Annotated in this window: 15 protein-coding genes; 8 read left to right on the forward strand and 7 right to left on the reverse strand. The window is 66.0% G+C overall.

Annotation, left to right across the window (positions count from 1 at the left end):
* The first annotated feature begins 120 nt into the window (after nucleotides 1-120).
* From lysS to fabZ, 6 genes are all read left to right on the forward strand, one after another.
* On the forward strand, nucleotides 121-1,716 hold the full coding sequence (lysS, locus tag ACV4UX_RS02850; RefSeq protein ID WP_491591821.1) for a lysine--tRNA ligase: 1,596 nt from the start codon (nucleotides 121-123) through the stop codon (nucleotides 1,714-1,716).
* Complete coding sequence (locus tag ACV4UX_RS02855; protein WP_491591822.1) at nucleotides 1,713-2,942, forward strand: lipoprotein-releasing ABC transporter permease subunit; 1,230 nt, start codon at nucleotides 1,713-1,715, stop codon at nucleotides 2,940-2,942. Before lysS ends, ACV4UX_RS02855 begins: the two co-directional genes overlap by 4 nt.
* Nucleotides 2,935-3,642, forward strand: coding sequence for an ABC transporter ATP-binding protein (locus ACV4UX_RS02860; RefSeq protein ID WP_491591823.1), 708 nt, complete (start codon nucleotides 2,935-2,937; stop codon nucleotides 3,640-3,642). The genes ACV4UX_RS02855 and ACV4UX_RS02860 overlap by 8 nt, the downstream gene beginning before the upstream one ends.
* On the forward strand, nucleotides 3,614-6,286 hold the full coding sequence (gene bamA, locus ACV4UX_RS02865; protein WP_491591824.1) for an outer membrane protein assembly factor BamA: 2,673 nt from the start codon (nucleotides 3,614-3,616) through the stop codon (nucleotides 6,284-6,286). The genes ACV4UX_RS02860 and bamA overlap by 29 nt, the downstream gene beginning before the upstream one ends.
* Before the next feature lie 105 nt (nucleotides 6,287-6,391).
* Nucleotides 6,392-6,913, forward strand: a complete 522-nt coding sequence (locus tag ACV4UX_RS02870; protein WP_491591825.1) for an OmpH/Skp family outer membrane protein — start codon at nucleotides 6,392-6,394, stop codon at nucleotides 6,911-6,913.
* Nucleotides 6,914-6,981: 68 nt separating this feature from the next.
* Nucleotides 6,982-7,431, forward strand: coding sequence for a 3-hydroxyacyl-ACP dehydratase FabZ (gene fabZ / locus ACV4UX_RS02875; protein ID WP_491591826.1), 450 nt, complete (start codon nucleotides 6,982-6,984; stop codon nucleotides 7,429-7,431).
* Nucleotides 7,432-8,219: 788 nt separating this feature from the next.
* Here fabZ and ACV4UX_RS02880 read toward each other — a convergent pair.
* From ACV4UX_RS02880 to ACV4UX_RS02905, 6 genes are all read right to left on the reverse strand, one after another.
* Nucleotides 8,220-9,482, reverse strand: a complete 1,263-nt coding sequence (locus ACV4UX_RS02880) for an EAL and HDOD domain-containing protein (protein WP_491591827.1) — start codon at nucleotides 9,480-9,482, stop codon at nucleotides 8,220-8,222.
* Between the two features lie 138 nt (nucleotides 9,483-9,620).
* Nucleotides 9,621-10,664, reverse strand: coding sequence for a threonine aldolase family protein (locus ACV4UX_RS02885; protein WP_491591828.1), 1,044 nt, complete (start codon nucleotides 10,662-10,664; stop codon nucleotides 9,621-9,623).
* 45 nt (nucleotides 10,665-10,709) lie between these two features.
* Entirely contained in the window at nucleotides 10,710-12,449 is a 1,740-nt protein-coding gene (locus ACV4UX_RS02890) for an HD-GYP domain-containing protein (protein WP_491591829.1), read from the reverse strand.
* Between the two features lie 24 nt (nucleotides 12,450-12,473).
* A complete protein-coding gene (locus ACV4UX_RS02895) occupies nucleotides 12,474-12,863 on the reverse strand; it encodes a response regulator transcription factor (protein ID WP_491591830.1) in 390 nt (129 codons plus the stop codon).
* 136 nt (nucleotides 12,864-12,999) lie between these two features.
* The gene (locus tag ACV4UX_RS02900; protein WP_491591831.1) at nucleotides 13,000-13,317 is read right to left on the reverse strand and encodes an IscA/HesB family protein; all 318 of its coding nucleotides are present in this window, start codon (nucleotides 13,315-13,317) and stop codon (nucleotides 13,000-13,002) included.
* A gap of 365 nt (nucleotides 13,318-13,682) precedes the next feature.
* Nucleotides 13,683-14,003 (reverse strand): IscA/HesB family protein, encoded by a 321-nt coding sequence (locus ACV4UX_RS02905; RefSeq protein WP_491591832.1) that lies wholly within the window; start codon nucleotides 14,001-14,003, stop codon nucleotides 13,683-13,685.
* Between the two features lie 144 nt (nucleotides 14,004-14,147).
* Here ACV4UX_RS02905 and pyrR point away from each other — a divergent pair, with 144 nt between their 5' ends.
* Nucleotides 14,148-14,696, forward strand: a complete 549-nt coding sequence (pyrR, locus tag ACV4UX_RS02910) for a bifunctional pyr operon transcriptional regulator/uracil phosphoribosyltransferase PyrR (protein WP_491591833.1) — start codon at nucleotides 14,148-14,150, stop codon at nucleotides 14,694-14,696.
* A complete protein-coding gene (locus ACV4UX_RS02915) occupies nucleotides 14,693-15,058 on the forward strand; it encodes a hypothetical protein (RefSeq protein ID WP_491591834.1) in 366 nt (121 codons plus the stop codon). Before pyrR ends, ACV4UX_RS02915 begins: the two co-directional genes overlap by 4 nt.
* A gap of 170 nt (nucleotides 15,059-15,228) precedes the next feature.
* On the opposite strand, the gene ACV4UX_RS02920 is transcribed toward ACV4UX_RS02915, so the two are convergent.
* The gene (locus ACV4UX_RS02920) at nucleotides 15,229-16,821 is read right to left on the reverse strand and encodes a tetratricopeptide repeat protein (RefSeq protein WP_491591835.1); all 1,593 of its coding nucleotides are present in this window, start codon (nucleotides 16,819-16,821) and stop codon (nucleotides 15,229-15,231) included.
* Between the last annotated feature and the right edge of the window lie 2 nt (nucleotides 16,822-16,823).

Below are 16,823 nucleotides of genomic sequence, written 5' to 3' on the forward strand. Positions count from 1 at the left end.
CACAGCTCCCGAGAAGCGTCCGGCGGGCTCGCCGTGCCGCGTTTCTTGACGCTCCCCGGCAATTGGCTTAGGTCAGGCCGATTCCATTCTACCGATCTGTTTCGATCACGGAGTGAGCATTTGGCATCCCAAGACAAGCCCCGCCGCCGCGACTTCAAACTTCCCGTGAAGTCCGCCCACGTGGAGCGTTTCCACCCCCTGCTGGAGGCTCTGGCCAGCCGCGACGAACTCAACGAGGTGCTCAAGAACCGCGTGGCCAAGGCCTGCCAGCTCCTCGACGGCAACGTCCCGCTGTATCCCAACGATTTCGTCAAGACGCACGGCATCGGCGACACGGCCCAGGCCAACGAGGCCCTCGACGAGGAGGCCCTGGCCGCCCTGGAAGGCCCCGTGCGCCTGGCAGGGCGGATCGTGGCCCTGCGCTCCTTCGGCAAGGTGGCCTTCTTCCACATCCAGGACTCCACCGGCCGCATCCAGTGCTACGCCGCCCGCGAGGACATGGGCGAGGAACTCTACGCCGTCTTCAAGAAATTCGACATCGGCGACATCGTGGGCGTGGAGGGCAGGCTCTTTCGCACCAAGACCAACGAACTCACCTTGGGCTGCGTCCAGGCCAGACTGCTCACCAAGTCCATGCGCCCGCTGCCGGAGAAGTACCACGGCCTCAAGGACGTGGAGATCCGCTACCGCCAGCGCTACGTGGACCTTATCGTCACGCCGCGCACGGCCGAGATTTTCCGCACCCGCACGCGCATCGTCTCCGAGTTGCGCCGATTCCTGGACGAGCGCGGCTTCGTGGAAGTGGAAACGCCCATGATGCAGGCCATCCCGGGCGGGGCCACGGCTAAGCCGTTCCTCACCCACCACAACGCCCTGGACCTCCAGCTCTACATGCGCATCGCGCCCGAGCTCTACCTCAAGCGGCTCCTGGTGGGCGGCTTCGAGAAGGTCTACGAGGTGGGCCGCAACTTCCGCAACGAAGGCATCTCCACCCAGCACAACCCCGAGTTCACCATGTGCGAGTTCTACTGGGCCTACGCCCGGTTCGACGACCTCATGGACCTCACCGAGCGCCTCTTCGCCCGCCTGGCCGAGGCCGTGTGCGGCACGGCCAAGGTCACCTACCAGGGCCAGGAGATCGACCTCTCGGTGGGCGCGTGGAAGCGCGTGGACTTCTACGACTCGCTGGAGTCCATCGGCGGCGTGGCCCCGGAGATCTACCGCGACTACGAGGCCTGCAAGGCCCACGTGCTCAAGCACGGCGAGAAGGCGCTCAAGGGCGAGAAGCTGGGCAAGCTCCAGGCCAAGCTTTTCGACCTCTTCGTGGAGCCCAAGCTCATCCAGCCGCACTTCATCTACGGCTACCCCACGGACATCTCGCCTCTGTCGCGGCGCAACGAGGCCAACCCCGAGGTCACCGACCGTTTCGAGCTTTTCATCGCCGGGCGCGAGATGGCCAACGCCTTCTCGGAGCTCAACGACCCCGTGGACCAGCGCCTGCGCTTCGAGGAGCAGGTGGCCGAGAAGGCCGCCGGCGACGACGAGGCCCACTTCATGGACGAGGACTACGTGCGCGCCCTGGAATACGGCATGCCCCCGGCCGCCGGCCAGGGCATCGGCATCGACCGGCTGGTGATGCTGCTCACGGACTCGGCCTCCATCCGCGAGGTGATCCTCTTCCCGCTTCTGCGCCCCGAGGGGCTGCCCGGCGAATGAGGTTCGAGCTCACCATAGCAAGGCGCTACCTGCTTACCAAGCGGGAGAACTCCTTCATCTCGGTGATCTCCCTCTTCTCGGTGCTGGGCGTGGGTCTCGGGGTGGCGGCGCTCATCGTGACCATGGCGGTCATGAGCGGCTTCTCCACGGAGTTCCGCGACAAGCTCCTGGGGCTCTCCTCCCATGTGGTCGTAGGGGTGGCGGGCTCGACTGTTCGGAATTATCCCGCGCAGATGGAGAAGGTGGCGGCAGTGGAGGGCGTCACGGCCGTCACGCCCATCATCTATTCCGAAGTGATGCTGGCCAAGCAGGGCACGCCCAAGGGCGTGATCCTGCGCGGCATCGACCTTGCCTCCGCGCGCGGCGTGCTCACCGTGCACAAGGACATGGTGGACGGACGCCTGGAAGACCTGGAGCGCGCCGACGGCGCGCCGGGCATCGTGCTGGGCTCGGAGCTGGCCTCGCGCCTGGGCGTGAGCCTCGGCTCCACGGTGAACGTGCTCACGCCCAGCCTGCGCGGCTCGGCCGTGGGCTTCACGCCCAAGGTGAAGGTGTTCCAGGTGGTGGGCGTGTTCAAGACCCACATGTACGAGTACGATTCGTCCTCCGCCTTCGTCTCCCTGGCCGCGGCCCAGGAGATGCTGGGCTTCAAGGCCGACGCGGCCATGTACCTGGACGTGCGCCTCAAGGACCCCGACGCCGCCCCCCGCCTGGCCGAGCGCATCGTGGAGCGCCTGGGCGGCATGCCCGTCTACGCGCGCACCTGGATCGACATGAACGGCAACATCTTCGCCGCCCTGAAGCTCGAGCAGCTGGGGCTCTTCGTGGTGCTGCTCATGATCGTGCTGGTGGGCTCGTTCTCCATCGTCACGTCCCTGGTGCTTCTGGTGATGGAGAAGACGCGCGACATCGCCATCCTCATGTCCATGGGGGCCACGGCGGATTCCATCCGGCGCATCTTCCTCCTGCAGGGCTCCATCATCGGGGCCGTGGGCACGGCGCTGGGCCTGGTCCTGGGCGTCTGCACGGCCCTGGCGCTCAAGCGCTTCCAGTTCATCAAGCTGCCGCCCGACGTGTATCCCATGGACACGCTGCCGGTTCTGCTCAACTGGCACGACATCGTGCTCATCGCCGCCACGGCCTTCGGCTTGTGCTTCCTCTCCACGCTCTATCCGGCCAGCCGCGCCGCGAAGCTCAAGCCCGTGGAGGCCCTGCGCCATGAGTGAGCCCCGTAACCGTCCGGTCTCGGAGCCCCTCTATGCGCTCAGGGGCGTCGGCAAGGACTACGAAGGCCCCGGCGGCGCGGTGCGCGTGCTGGACGCGCTGGACCTGGACATCGCCCGGGGCGAGTCGCTGGCCATCCTGGGTTCCTCAGGGTCGGGCAAATCCACGCTCCTGCACCTGCTGGGCGCTCTGGACACGCCCTCCCGGGGCAACGTGCGTTTCGACGGGCAGGATCTCTCCACCCTGCGGCCCTGGGCGGCGGCCAAACTGCGCAATTTCGACATCGGATTCGTGTTCCAGTTCCACCATCTGCTGCCGGAATTCACGACACTGGAGAACGCGGCCATGCCCGGACTCATCGCCGGACTCTCGGCCGAGGAGTCGCAAGACAAGGCAAGGCGGGCGCTGGGGCTTTTAGGGCTTGAACAAAGGCTGCATCACAGGGTAACTACCCTGTCCGGCGGCGAGCGCCAGCGCGCGGCCATCGCCAGGGCCATCCTCATGGGGCCCAAGGCCCTCCTGGCCGACGAGCCCACGGGCAACCTCGACGAAGCCACCGGGCAGCGTGTTGGCGAACTCCTCGCGAACCTCAACGCGGAACTGGGCATGACCCTCGTGGTGGTCACCCACAACCATAACCTGGCCCGCCTCATGGGCCGACGGATGGAATTGCATGGCGGAGAACTCACTGCGCGGCCGTAAGCACTGCGGACTCATCGTATCCATCCTGGCTCTGCTCATCCTGGGCCTTACCGGAAACGTCTTCGCACAGACCGCCAAGGTGGTGGTGCTGCCCTTTACAGTCAACGCCCCCGGCGACAAGGAGGCGCTGCGCAAAAGCGCCTCCAAGCTCCTGGTGGAGCGCCTCAAGCAGCAGGGCGTGGCCGTGGTGGACCAGACCGCGGCCGCTTCCGCTTTGAAGGCCAAGTCTCAGCCCTCCGAGGCCGAGGCCGCACGCGCCGCCCGCACCGCCGGGGCCGCCAGCGCCATCTACGGAACCATCAACCTCGTGGGCGACGCCCTTTCCATCGACGCCCGCGCCGTGAGCGCCGACGGCAAGGCCGAGAACGCCTACGTCACCCGCCCGGGCGCCATCGAGCTGGCCTCCGCCGTGGACGAGCTGGCCAAGAAGCTGGCCCCCGTCTCCGGCCCCACCGGCCTCAAGGTGGTGGAACTCGACGTGGAAGGCAACAACGCCCTGGAAAAGGACGTCATCCTCCTCAAGGTCAAGACCCAGGTGGGCGAGCCCTTCGACAGCAAGACCGTCAACGACGACCTCAAACGCCTCTTCGAGCTGGGCTACTTCGACGACGTGCAGATCAAGCTCGACGACGTGCGCGGCGGCAAACGCGTGGTGTTCGTGGTGAAGGAGAAGCCCCGCATCCAGGCCGTGAGCGTCTCCGGAAACTCCGAGATCAAGCGCGACGAGATCCTCGAGGCCATGGGCACCAAGACCGGCTCCGTGCTCAACATGCAGGTGCTCGCCGACGATCTCGAAAAAATCCGCGACCTCTACCGCAAGAAAGGCTTCTACCAGACCAACGTCGAGTACAAGCTCGAACAGACCGACCCCCGCATGGCCCGGCTGAACATCGTGGTCCAGGAATCCAAGAAGCTCTACATCAAGAAGATCAACATCGTCGGCGCCAAGAAGGTCGACCCCTCCGACCTCAAGGACCAGATGGCCCTCAAGGAGAAGAACTTCCTCTCCTGGATCCTCCAGACCGGCGTGCTCAAGGAAGAACTCCTCGACCGCGACTCCGCCGCCATCGAGAACTACTACACCAACCACGGCTACATCGACGCCCGCGTGGGCCAGCCCCAGGTGGACATCAAGGATGACGGCATCGAACTCACCATTCAGGTGGAAGAGGGCGACCGCTACAAACTGGGCGCCGTGGGCTTCAAGGGCGACCTGCTCTTCGACGACAAGAAACTCCGCGAAATCACCAAGCTGCCCGAACTGGCCAAAAAGAAGGACTACTTCGACCGCTCCGTGGTGCGCGACGACATCACGCGCCTCAACGAGGCCTACTCCGACATGGGCTACGCCTTTGCCGAGGCCGACATCGACATGCAGAAGAACGCCGAGCAGAAGATCGTCGACGTCACCTACATCCTCGGCAAGGGCCAGAAGGTCTACATCCGGCGCGTGACCATCGAGGGCAACGACCGTACCCGCGAGAACGTCATCCGCCGCGAACTGCGCCTCTCCGACGGCGACCTCTTCTCCGGCACCAAGCTCAAGCGCTCCAACGAACGCCTGAACAAGCTCGACTACTTCGAAAAGGTCGACATCGAGACCGTGCCCACCGAGAACCCCGCCGAAGTGGACATCAAGGTCAAGGTCAAGGACAAGAACACCGGCTCCGTCTCCGCAGGCATCGGCTACTCCACCTACGACTCCGTCTTCGTGGGCGGCTCCGTCGAAGAACGCAACCTCTTCGGCAAGGGCTACAACCTGCAGTTCCAGGGCATGTTCTCGGGCGTCACCAACCGCTTCTCGGCGTCGTTCACCAACCCTTCGGTCTACGACACCCCGCTCTCCTTCGGCACCGACGCCTTCAGCACCTTCCGCCGCTACTCAGACTACTACAAACAGTCCCAGGGCGTTGTGGCCCGCTTCGCCTACCCCGTGGGCGAATTCACCACCCTGCGCTGGGATTACCGCCTCACCCGCGACGACGTCTACCACACCAACTACTACGCCTCCTCCGTCATCCAGGAGTCCAAGGGCATCCACTGGACCAGCGGCGTGGTCACCGGCGCGGTTCGCGACACCACCGACAGCCGCACCAAGCCCACCAAGGGCACCATCAACGACATCTCCTTCGAGTACGCAGGCCTCGGCGGCGACCGCGGCTTCGTCAAGGCCTACTACTCCTTCAACTATTACCGCCCCCTCTTCTGGGAGACCGTCTTCCACTTCAGAACCCAGGTGGGCGGACTCTTCCAGAACGGCTTCGGCGACGTGCCCGTCTTCGAGCGCTTCTACCTGGGCGGCATCGGCAACATCCGCGGCTACGAGACCGACAAGATCTCCCCCAAGGACCACCGCACCAACGAACGCATCGGCGGCGACACCGTCTACTTCGCCAACCTCGAGTACATCTTCCCCATCAGCAAGCAGTACGGCGTCTACGGCCTGGGCTTCTTCGACGCAGGCAACTCCATCTGGCGGGAGCGCGACGGCTTCTACATCTCCCTCGTCAAATCCGTGGGCGCCGGCATGCGCTGGTATTCTCCCATGGGCCTGATCCGGGTCGAGGCTGGCTACGGTCTGGACAACATCCAGAACAACCAGCAGAATTTCCAGATCGGCTTCACCATGGGGAATACCTTCTAAGAAACGCTTGACTTTCGAGCCAAAACGGTTTGTGAGCATCGCCGCGGGGCCAGGGCGGACCCGCGGCACACCTGAGCGCTTCCAGACCAAAGGAGAACCGGAACAATGCTTCACCCCATCAAGAGCCTGCTTCTTGCCGTCGCTCTCATCGCCATGCCCCTCCTGGCCCATGCCGCCGACAAGATCGGCGTCGTGGACTCCCAGGAAGTGCTCGCCAATTCCGAGACCGGCAAACGCGCCATGAACGAACTCAAGGCCAAGTTCGACGCCAAGCAGAAGGAACTGAGCCGCCAGGGCGAGGAAATCAAGAAAGCACAGGACGAGTTCAACAAGAAGGCCGGCGTCATGTCCGCCGACGCCAAGCAGAAGGAGCAGGCCGCTCTCGAAGCCCGCATGCGCAAGTTCATCGAAGACCAGAACTCCGCTTCCCAGATGATGGACCAGGAGCGCAACCGCATCCTGGAACCCCTCATGAAAGTCTTCGATCAGGTCATCGCCGACTACTCCAAGAAGCAGGGCTACTCCATGGTCATCGAACGCCGCGCCCTTCTCTACACCGCCAGCGGCGCGGACATCACCGCCGACATCACCAGGGAATTCGAGTCCGCTGCCAAGCGCGCGAAATAATCCCCCACCCTCACAAAGGCGGCTTCCCCACCGGGAAGCCGCCTTTTTTACTTCCCGAAGGAGACGCCATGGAACTGCCCATCCCCGTCACCGAAATTCTCAAGCGCATCCCCCACCGCTACCCCTTCCTTCTCGTGGATCGCGTCCTCTCCTTTGAAAAGGACACCTCCCTCACCGCCCTCAAGAACGTCACCTTCAACGAGCCCTTCTTCCAGGGACACTTTCCCGACAAGCCCGTCATGCCAGGCGTCCTCCAACTGGAAGCCATGGCCCAGGCCGGCGCGCTCCTCATGGGCTGCTCCCGCGACAACATCGACGACAAACTCTTCCTCTTCGCCGGCATCAACAACGCCAAGTTCCGCCGCCCCGTCGTGCCCGGAGACCAGCTCATCCTCACCTGCAACGAAGTGAAGCAGAAAATGGGCATCTGGCGCATGCACGGCACCGCCACCGTCAACGGCGAACTCGCTTGCGAAGCCGACCTCACCGCCGCGCTCGTCGACCGCTCCAAGTTGTAGACACTCAGACAACCGCACACCGCGCTAGCCGTATCGCCGGAACGCGCAGGCTAAACGGCGAAACGCAAGGAACGCGAGGCGGCGTCGGCAAAGGGGCCGAGCCCGGAAGTGCGGGGCTCCACCCCGGACCCCGGCAGGGCTCCGCCCTGCACCCGTCACTGGAGAGGGCGCTGCCCTCTCCAGACCTCTCCCGCCAGGGGGGAGCCCCCCCTGGACCCGGCAGTTGCTTCGCGGGCTTCACCGGCTGCGGCGTAGCAGGTCGGGAAGTGAGCGGGCAGGAGCGCCGGGCCGCGCGCGAGGGGCAGACCCGACGCGCGACGATTCGCCCAAAGCCGCGAATCGCCGCGCGCAGGCCGCAGCGCTCCGCGCTGGGAGTTGTGAGCAAGATCTATTGAGATTTTTCTAATCAATCCAGCGACGTGGAGTGTCCTGGCGCCGCGCGGACAACTTCGTTGAATTGATTCGAGAACCAGGCGCGAAGCTCCACGGCACACCGCCCCCCCGTCGACGCCGTTCCCGGTGTGACCCGCGAAGCAACTTGGGAGTGCAGAGGGCGTAGCCCTTTGCCCGCCGGAGGCATATTCCCGTCTGGTCAGCCGCTCAACGTTGCCGGTTCGCACGCCGTCGTGAAGCGGAGAGGGAGTGCAGAGGGCGTAGCCCTTTGCCCGCCGGAGGCATATTCCCGTCTGGTCAGCCGCTCAACGTTGCCGGATCGCACGCCGTCGCGAAGCGGAGAGGGAGTGCAGAAGGCGTAGCCTTTTGCCCGCCGGAGGCTTCTCTCGTGGCGGTCAGCCGTCGAGCGCGGCCTGTTCGTAGAGGGCGCTGGCCCAGATCAGGGCATCGTAGTAGGCCTTGGCCACGACCACGGAATCGAGGCGCAGGGTGTCGAGCAGGGCGTCCAGCCTGGGCCAGTCTCCGTTTTCGAAGCAGCGCGCAAGTTCCAGCCATTGGTGGGGGAGGTTGTGCCTGCCGCACAGCGCCGCCTTGACCTCTTCGTCCAGGGGCAGGTCCTGGACCAGCCCTGCCATGGGCGTATCGAGCATGGGTTCGAGCAGCGAAAACAGTCCCAGCAGGAAAAGCGTGTCGGGCGGCACCGCCTTGTATCCGTGTTCGGCGGCCGTCCTTTCCAGAAAGCGGGCGCGGATGGCCGAGAGGCGGGGCAGTTCCTGGGTTTTGCCTTTCGGCAGGATGTCGCAGAGCACCACGAGCCAGAGCCAGTTCTTGATGTGGTCCCATCCCAGCAGCATGATGGAGTGCTTGATGGAGTGCACCTTGTACTGGAGGCCGTAGGCGAGCGAGTTGATGAGCGTGAGCAGACGGTAGCAGATGGACACGTCGGATTCGATGATGGCGGCCAGTTCGTCGGCATTGAGCCTGCTGTTGCCCAGGGAACGGTAGATGCCCAGGCGCGTGGCCTTGTTGGAAGAGAGCCTGTGCACGGGGGAGAGGACCGGGCGCTTGAAAAACGGGCCCTGGAAGTAATGGAAGCCGAGCTTTTTGGCGCGCTCGAACATCGCGTGGTCTTCCACCCGTTTGGCGGCGAGAATCGCTCTGGAGGCGGCAAAGGGCGCAACCATCGCCTTGATTTCGCCCTCATCCTTTCCGAGGACGTTCAGGAAGACGATGTCGGCCAATTCGGCAAGGCCGTGTACGCAGGTCCGGTCCGAGGCGGCATTGAGCGCCAGGGCATAGCCCTGCTCCTTCACGGTGGAAAGTGCCGTCAGCAGGTCGTCGTCGGGCGATGCGGGCGCGTCCAGTTCGACGACCGTCGTCTTGGGGGAGAGGGCGGCGGGGATGCCCGCCATGATGGACCCGGGGGGGATGCGGATGAAAATCTTCTCCCGTTCCTCATCCTGTTTGTTGGGGGAAGTGAGCGTAGCGGAGAGAACGGAGAGATTGGCGACCTCGTCCGCGCCGAGAGGGGTGTTCTTTTCCCGAGGGTCCTGCCTGTAGAGCAGTTCGTATCCGTAGACCTTCTTGCTGGCGTCGAAAACGGGCTGGCGGGTGAAGAACGTGTAGATGCAGGCCTGGATGCCGGCGGACTGGGTCATGCGGGCGGTTTCCTCTGCGGTTGAAGTGCTCGCGATGGAGGCAATTCAGTCACGATCAGAGACACCATTCCATAAGCGTTAATCCACTCCGGGGCGCGGCGTCAAAGGGTTCGTTCGTCGACGGCTGCGAGGGGGCCGTCAGAACGCCATGGCCTTGCGGAGCGCTGCAACGAATTCTTCCACTGCCTGTCGGGTGGTGTCGAACGAGCACATCCAGCGGACTTCGGGAAGGTCCTCGGGGTCGGCATTCCAGGTGTAGAAGAAGAACTCCCGGCGCAGCGCCTCAACGGCGCGGGCGGGGATTCGGGCGAAAACGGCGTTGGTCTCCACAGGTTTCGAGATTTCGACGCCGGGCACGGCGGCGGCTTCCCGGGCCAGAAGCGCAGCCATGGCGTTGGCGTTGCGGGCGTTGTCGCGCCAGAGGCCGTCCTGGAGCAGGGCGGAGAACTGGGCGGCCACGAAGCGCATCTTGGAGGCCAGCTGCATGCCCTGCTTGCGGATGAAGGGAAATTCGGCGCCGAGATCCTGGTTGAAGAAGACGACGGCTTCCCCATACATCATGCCGTTCTTCGTGCCGCCGAAGCTCAGGGCGTCCACGCCGAGCGCGCGCGTGGCCTGGGCCAGGGTGAGGTCCAGGGCTGCGGCAGCGTTGGCGATGCGCGCGCCGTCCATGTGCAGGAGCATGCCGTTCTCGTGCGCGAGGCGGGCCAGTTCGCGGACCTGCTCCGGCCGGTAGAGCGTGCCCAGTTCCGTGGCCTGTGTGATGGAGACGGCGCGGGGCTGGTTGTGGTGCGGGTTGCCGAAATCCCGGAACGTGCGGCGCAGGTCCTGGGGATCGAGTCGGCCGTCGGCGCTGGGCTGGGCGAGCAGCTTGCAGCCGAGGTGGCGTTCGGGCGCGCCGCATTCGTCCACGTAGATGTGGGCGGTGCGCGCGCAGACCACGGCGTTGTGGGGCCGGGTCATGGCCTGGAGGGCCAGGACGTTGGCGGCTGTGCCCAGGAAGACGAAGTGGACGCTCGCCCCGGGGCCGAATTCGCGGGCGAAGGCTTCGAGCGCGGCTTCGGTCCAAAGGTCGTCGCCGTAGGCCACGGCGTGTCCGGAGTTGGCCCGGGCCATGGCTTCGAGGATCAGGGGGTGGACGCCGGAGTTGTTGTCGCTGGCAAAGCCTGGGCGTGAGGGCATGGTGGCTCCTGGGGGCCGCGTCTGAGACGGATGAAGGGGGAGGCGCTAGGCGTTGGTTCCGAGGAGGGACTCGTAGCCCTTGTCGATGGCCATGCGCAGGGAGTCGTCTTCGATGGAATCGATGCGTTCGATCATGATGGAGACGAGCCTGGGGTCGAGCTTGCCCTGGGAGGCCTCCTCCTCCAGCACGAGGAGGGCCTGCTCCCGGGGCAGTGCGGGCTTGTAGTGGCGCTCCATGGTGATGGCGTCGTAGATGTCCACGATCATGAGCAGCCGCGCGGTCAGTGAGATTTCGTCGGCCTTGAGGCCGCCCGGGTAGCCCGATCCGTCGAGCCGTTCGTGGTGCTGGCTGATGGCGGCCAGGAGGTTGGTCATGTTCCTGGGGAAGGGGATGTGCTGGAGGATGCGGTAGCTCTCGGCCGGGTGGCGCTCGATCTCGCGGCGTTCTTCAGGGAGCAGGTTGCCGCGCGTCACGAGCAGGGCCAGGGTCTCCTCCTCGGCGATCAGCGGGATGGACTGGCCGTAGGCGGTGAGTTCCTGCTTGGAAAGCTCCACCACGAGGCTGGCGTCCTCGCGGGAGATGGCGTCGGAGCGGTTGATGCGGCGCAGACGGTCGAAGTCGTCGCGCCAGGGCGTGCCGGTGATTTCGGCGTGCAGGGCCATGCGCATGCCGATGAGGCGCAGGTTGTCTTCCGGCAGGCGCGTGGCCTTGGTGAGCACCTGCTCGCGCACGCCGATCTTGCCCACGTCGTGGAGCAGCCCGGCGTAGTAGAGTTCGATGAGGGTGTCCGGGGGGAAGATGACGCCGGGGAGCAGGTCGGCGTCGTCGTTGACGGCCTTGGCCAGGGCCACGGCGAGGCGCGCCACGCGGTGGGAGTGGCCTGCCGTGAAGGGGTCCCGGGCGTCGATGGCCGTGGCCAGGGCCTGGAGCAGGGCCTTGAGCAGGCTCTGCACGTCCTCGAAGTGCACGGCGTTGCCCATGGCGGTGCCTGCCACGGAGGCCAGGGTGGAGACGTACTGAAGGTGGTTGGCTTCGATGGGGGCGTCGCGCGCCGTGGCGAGCACGAGGCCGCCCACCAGGTTGCCCGCGGCCACGAGGGGCGTGGCGATGAGCGCCTTGATGCCCGGCGCTTCGCCATGCCAGCGCGAGTCGGCGTCGAGGTCGTTGACGATCTCGCCTTTGCCGCCGCGCATGATGTCGAGGAAGAGGATGCTTGAGGCCACGCGGTCGAGCTGGTGTTCGCGGACCGGGCCGAAGGAGGCGAAGGGGGCGGGCGCGCCGGTGGCCTGGTCGCGCAGGAAAAGCATGCCCATCTCCAGGGGGAGCGCTCCGGTGCGGCATTCGCCGATGAGCGCGCGGGCCACCTCCCGCAGGCGCAAGGAGGTGTTCAGGCCCATGGTGGCGCGGTGGAGCAGGGAGAGTTCGCGGTACTTCTGGAGGGTGTCGGCGGCCAGGCAGCGTCGCGCTTCGTCCTGGTGCAGGAGCATCTCCAGGCTGTGGGCCACGAGATCGGCCACCTGTTGCACGCCCTGGCAGCCGTTGGAGGCGGGGGCGTCCGCCCTGCGCGCCACCACCACGTGTCCGCAGGGGTGGCCGTTGCCGCACAGGGGCACGCTGAAGCGCAGCGCGCCGGGCCGCTCCAGGTCGTCCTCGGAGATGCCGTGCGCTGCCAGCAGCCGCCCGGCCTGGACAACGCCCACGCCCCAGCCCGGTTCGAGCAGGGCCTTGGCTTTGGCGAAGAGCTGCGTGACGTCGTGGGTGCGCAGGAAGCGTCGCAACTGCATGACGGCTACATCCCGGCCCGCGCGCTAGCGGTTGATGCCCAGGAGTTCCCGCGCCGTATCGAGCACCTCGTCGGGGTCGAAAGGCTTGGTCATGTATTTTTTCGCGCCCAGCTCAAGCCCCTGGCGGCGGTCCACCTCCTGCCCCTTGGCGGTGAGCAGGACGATGTTGTGCCCGCCCTGGAGGGTAGGATCGTCCATGACCTTGCGGCAGACCTCGTAGCCGCTGAACTTGGGCATCATGATGTCCAGGAAAACCACGTCGGGGCGTTCGCGGCGGATGAGTTCCAGCCCTTCCTCGCCGTTGGAGGCGGTGAGGATGGCCACGCCGTGTTCCTCCTCAAGGTCTTCGAGGGTCTGTTCGAGAAGCATCCGGATGTGGATCTCGTCGTCGACGATGAGTATTTTTCCGGGCATTGCGCGCTCCGCGCGTGGGTTGTTGGCGAAAGGTAGGATTTCCCTACGTCAAAACAGGCGGAAGGTGAAGGGGCGGGGAGGTGCAGGAAAAGAAAAGGGCGGCGGCCGGTGGCCGCCGCCCTGGCGAGGCGCGATCTTACTGTCCGCAAGAGCCGGAGGAGCAGGAGCTTCCGCAGCCGCCTCCGCCGAGTTCCAGGCTGGAGTGCACCTGGAAGCCCATGTAGGAGAGGTCCACCGTGACGGGCTGGGCCTTGCTCATGAGTTCCTTGTCGATGATGAAGGAGTAGCCGTCGGTCTCGAACACGTCGTCGGAATCTTTTGGCTCGTCCAGAGCCAATGCCAGCCGGGGGCCAGCTCAGCCGCCGGAGGAGAGGTAGATCCGGATGGGAGACTTCTCCTTGTCGGCGAAATAAGAGTCAAGCTGCTTTTTTGCAGGCTCCGTGAGCGTGAACATGAATGCCTCCTGGAAGTGTGGGTCGAGGAATAGGTAAGCCCCAGGTTGCGCTTTGTCAAACAGGAGGCCTGTCTATGGATCTGAGGGATGGACTCCATCGGCCAGGGCGATAGCAGGCGGCGGCCGCCGTCCCGGGCAGGACGGCGGCCGCCAAGGGTCGTTGTACGATCCGCAAAGACAGGAGCGGGATGTTCAGGTCGGCGTCAACGGTCGTGGCCGCCTGCGGGAATCCGCCGGGACGGATTCCGGAAGAGAGACGCTCGTGTCGCGATTATGAAGAACATGAAATGTTCTTCAAAATTAAAATCAATGTTTCTGAATGATTGCCTCACTAGTCCGTAGGGACGGATTGTGAGGGCGCAACACTAGGAGCAGCTGCCGCCGGAGCAGGAGCAGCCGCCGCCGCAGCCGCCGGATTCCAGCACGAGGCTGGAGGCGATGCTGAAGCCGTGGCCCTGGAAGTCCAGGCTGATGGGCTGGGCCTGCTCAAGGAGTTCCTTGTCCACCAGGAAGCTGTAGCCTTCCACGTCGTGGACCGCGTCGGCGGGTTTGGGCTCGTCCAGGGCCAGCGCGAGCCTGGGGCCTGCGCAGGAACCGCTGGAGAGGAAGATGCGGATGGGGGACTTGGGGTTTTCCGCGAAGTACTGGTCGAGTTGTTCCTTCGCGGGCTGAGTCATCGTGACCATGGGAAGCCTCCACTGGGAGAATTGATGATGCCGTGAAGTAAGTCCGACAGGTGGCCGGGTCAAATACGAAAGCATGATGCCCCGGTTTGCCTTGGCCTGGGATTTCGGATAGGAGCAATCGAAACGTCCGATCCGGGAAGTGCCATGAAGCGGCAGAAAATCGTGATGAACGGCAAGGAGATGGCGCGCACGCTGGAACGGCTCGCCTTCGAGATCATGGAGCGCCACGGGGAGTGCACGGAGCTGGCCCTTCTGGGCGTGCAGCGCCGGGGCGTGGAGCTGGCCCAGCGCCTGCGCAAGATCCTGGAGGCCCGCCTGGGGTGCGAGGTGCCCCTGGGCAAGCTCGACATCAACCTCTACCGCGACGACTGGACCAATCTGGCCCACCAGCCCCAGATCAACCAGACCACCATCCCCTTCGCCCTGGACGGTCGCAAGATCGTCCTGGTGGACGACGTGCTCTATTCCGGCCGCACGGTGCGCGCGGCCCTGGAGGCCATCCTGGACTTCGGGCGGCCCCGCAAGGTGGAGTTGCTTGTGCTGGTGGACAGGGGGCACCGCGAACTGCCCATCCAGGCCGACTACATGGGCAAGCTGCTGCCCACATCCCGCGACGAGCGCGTGGACGTGTACGTGAAGGAGCTCGACGGCGAGGACAAAGTACGCCTGGCGGGCGGGGAAACCGAGGAATGAGGCGCTGGCTCCTGGCGGGCGCGGCGGCCCTGCTGTTGGGAGGCGGGCTTTACATGTGGCGCGGGGCCGAGCCGGACGGCTACACCACGAAGGTGCTCGACAACATCCGCGAGAGCTGCCTGAGCACGGCCCGGGAGAAGCTGCGCGCCCAGCCGGAACTGGCCGCAGGCCAGGACCCCGAAGCCATGGCCCGGGACTACTGCGGCTGCGTCGCGCAGAGCGTCCGGGATCGCCTGGCCTTCGAGGATTTCCGCGCCATCGACAAGGCCATACGCGACGGCGTGGCTCCCGATCCGGCCAAGTTCCTGCGGCTCACAGAGGCCATCGGCCCCTGCAACAGGAGCCAGGGCCAGCCGAAATGATCTCCTGCCATCCGGCGCGAGCCGTACGGATCGGGTGAGGGATTGATTCGGGCCGCGCTCCCTGGGCGCGGCCTTTTTCCGTGCAGGAGCCGACGCGAGCGTCGGTCCGCCCGCGCGTCCCGCCCGCCTGCCCTGGGGCCGTCGCGGGCCTCACGCGGGGGCAGGGGCGGTCACTTGGCGGGGTCCGGGATGTGGGGGGTGGCGTGGCGCTCCATGATGCGCGCCAGTTCCTGCCTCTCCAGGGCGTCGAAGGCCTTCCCAAGGGATTCGTAGGCCCTTTGCGGCACGGGGTCGCGCCTGCGCTCCAGTTCCGCCGTGGCCGTCAGGGTCTCCCATGCCAGCGGGCGGGCCTCGCCGGAGCGGCCCGATCGCGCCAGGCAGAAGGCCAGCAGGGCGCTTTGCAGCAGTTGTTCCGTCTGGTTGGCCGCCTCGGCGGTCAAGAGCATCTGGGCGGCCCGGCCGGGGTCGCCGCCCGCGCAGAGGGCGTCGGCCAGTTCGTAGCGGACCCTCCAGCGCAGTTCCCGGGCCATGCCGGGCGTTGCCGCCGCCAGTTCCAGGGCCTGCTCCAGGGCCTGGATGCGCTGGGGCGTCTTCTTCTCCCGCTGGGCCGCCTGGGACTCCCAGAGCCGCACCAGGGCCATCTGCTCCAGGAAGCGGGTGCGCAAGGCCGGGGATTGTTCGCGCGCCAGCCGCTTGTCCAGGGCGCGGCGGGCGTCCTCGAAGCGTTCCATGCGGGAGAGCGTCAGGGTGAGTTCCAGCAGGGGCCTGTCCCAGGCGGGGTCCAGCACGGTGGCCTTGTTCAGATGCCAGGCGGCCACGCGGTTGCGGTCGGAGCCACTGGCCATTCCCGCCAGGTGATGGTGCACGCGGGCCAGGCCGGGGCCGACGCCTTCGTCGCGGGTCCGGGCCTTGCGCAGCACCCAGGGCAGGGCCTGTTCCTGGCCGGAGCGGTCAAGGGTCAGGCGGGCCATGCCGTCCAGGGCGTCCACCAGGGAGGGGTCGCGGTCCAGGGCCTTTCGGAAGAGCGTGAGGGCAGGGGCGTCCTCCCCGGAGGCGTGGAGCAGCCAGCCGTGCATGTTGATGGCCGTGGCCGAGTTCGGGGCCAGTTCGAGCGCCCTGGCCGAGAAGGAGAGCCGGAAAGGGGGTCTGATCCTGGCCCGGGTGGACACCAGGTAGGAGGCGTAGGCGTGGCCCAGCAGGGAAAAGGCCTTCATGGGGAGGATTTCCGGCCGTCTCAGGGCTTTGGCCTGGGCCGGGTTGAAGGGCCTCCCGGCGGCGTGCTCCAGCAGGGGGATCAGGGCGGCGCGCAGGCCCGTGAGCCCGGCGAGGGGGTCGACGGGCAGGAGTATCTCGGAGCGATCTCCGGTCTCCAGATCCTTGAGCCAGAGCCTGGCCTGCCGCGTCGTGCCGGAGCCCGGTTCCACCGTGCCCCCCAGCGCGAAGCGCACGCCGCGCCGCGCCAGGCCCGGCAGGGGCGACTCGGCGGCGCGCTGGCCCCCGATGTAGGCCTGCAGGTCTCCCGCCGAGTCGAACGCTTCGGTATGATTGAGGAAGAAAGTCTCCTCGAAACCTCCGTGGAGCACCAGGGCGTTTTCCACGATGTTCTGCACGGCCGCGCCAAAGCCTTCGACGGGCGCGCCCGGTGCGGGCTGGAGAGGCAGCACCACGGCGCGCAGGGCCGCCCTGGCCCCCGGGGGGGCCGCCAGCAGGACGAGGCAGGCCAGCAGGGCCGCCAACGGCGCGACCCGGCGCGGAAACGACATGG

The organism is Fundidesulfovibrio sp., from assembly GCF_058402725.1.

Excerpts from the sequence above, each read along its gene's own strand:
- ACV4UX_RS02855 (WP_491591822.1), top strand. The coding sequence starts at position 1,713 with ATGAGGTTCGAGCTCACCATAGCAAGGCGCTACCTGCTTACCAAGCGG.
- ACV4UX_RS02860 (WP_491591823.1), top strand. The coding sequence starts at position 2,935 with ATGAGTGAGCCCCGTAACCGTCCGGTCTCGGAGCCCCTCTATGCGCTC.
- bamA (WP_491591824.1), top strand. The coding sequence starts at position 3,614 with ATGGCGGAGAACTCACTGCGCGGCCGTAAGCACTGCGGACTCATCGTA.
- ACV4UX_RS02870 (WP_491591825.1), top strand. The coding sequence starts at position 6,392 with ATGCTTCACCCCATCAAGAGCCTGCTTCTTGCCGTCGCTCTCATCGCC.
- fabZ (WP_491591826.1), top strand. The coding sequence starts at position 6,982 with ATGGAACTGCCCATCCCCGTCACCGAAATTCTCAAGCGCATCCCCCAC.
- ACV4UX_RS02880 (WP_491591827.1), bottom strand. The coding sequence starts at position 9,482 with ATGACCCAGTCCGCCGGCATCCAGGCCTGCATCTACACGTTCTTCACC.
- ACV4UX_RS02885 (WP_491591828.1), bottom strand. The coding sequence starts at position 10,664 with ATGCCCTCACGCCCAGGCTTTGCCAGCGACAACAACTCCGGCGTCCAC.
- ACV4UX_RS02890 (WP_491591829.1), bottom strand. The coding sequence starts at position 12,449 with ATGCAGTTGCGACGCTTCCTGCGCACCCACGACGTCACGCAGCTCTTC.
- ACV4UX_RS02895 (WP_491591830.1), bottom strand. The coding sequence starts at position 12,863 with ATGCCCGGAAAAATACTCATCGTCGACGACGAGATCCACATCCGGATG.
- ACV4UX_RS02905 (WP_491591832.1), bottom strand. The coding sequence starts at position 14,003 with ATGGTCACGATGACTCAGCCCGCGAAGGAACAACTCGACCAGTACTTC.
- pyrR (WP_491591833.1), top strand. The coding sequence starts at position 14,148 with ATGAAGCGGCAGAAAATCGTGATGAACGGCAAGGAGATGGCGCGCACG.
- ACV4UX_RS02915 (WP_491591834.1), top strand. The coding sequence starts at position 14,693 with ATGAGGCGCTGGCTCCTGGCGGGCGCGGCGGCCCTGCTGTTGGGAGGC.
- ACV4UX_RS02920 (WP_491591835.1), bottom strand. The coding sequence starts at position 16,821 with ATGTCGTTTCCGCGCCGGGTCGCGCCGTTGGCGGCCCTGCTGGCCTGC.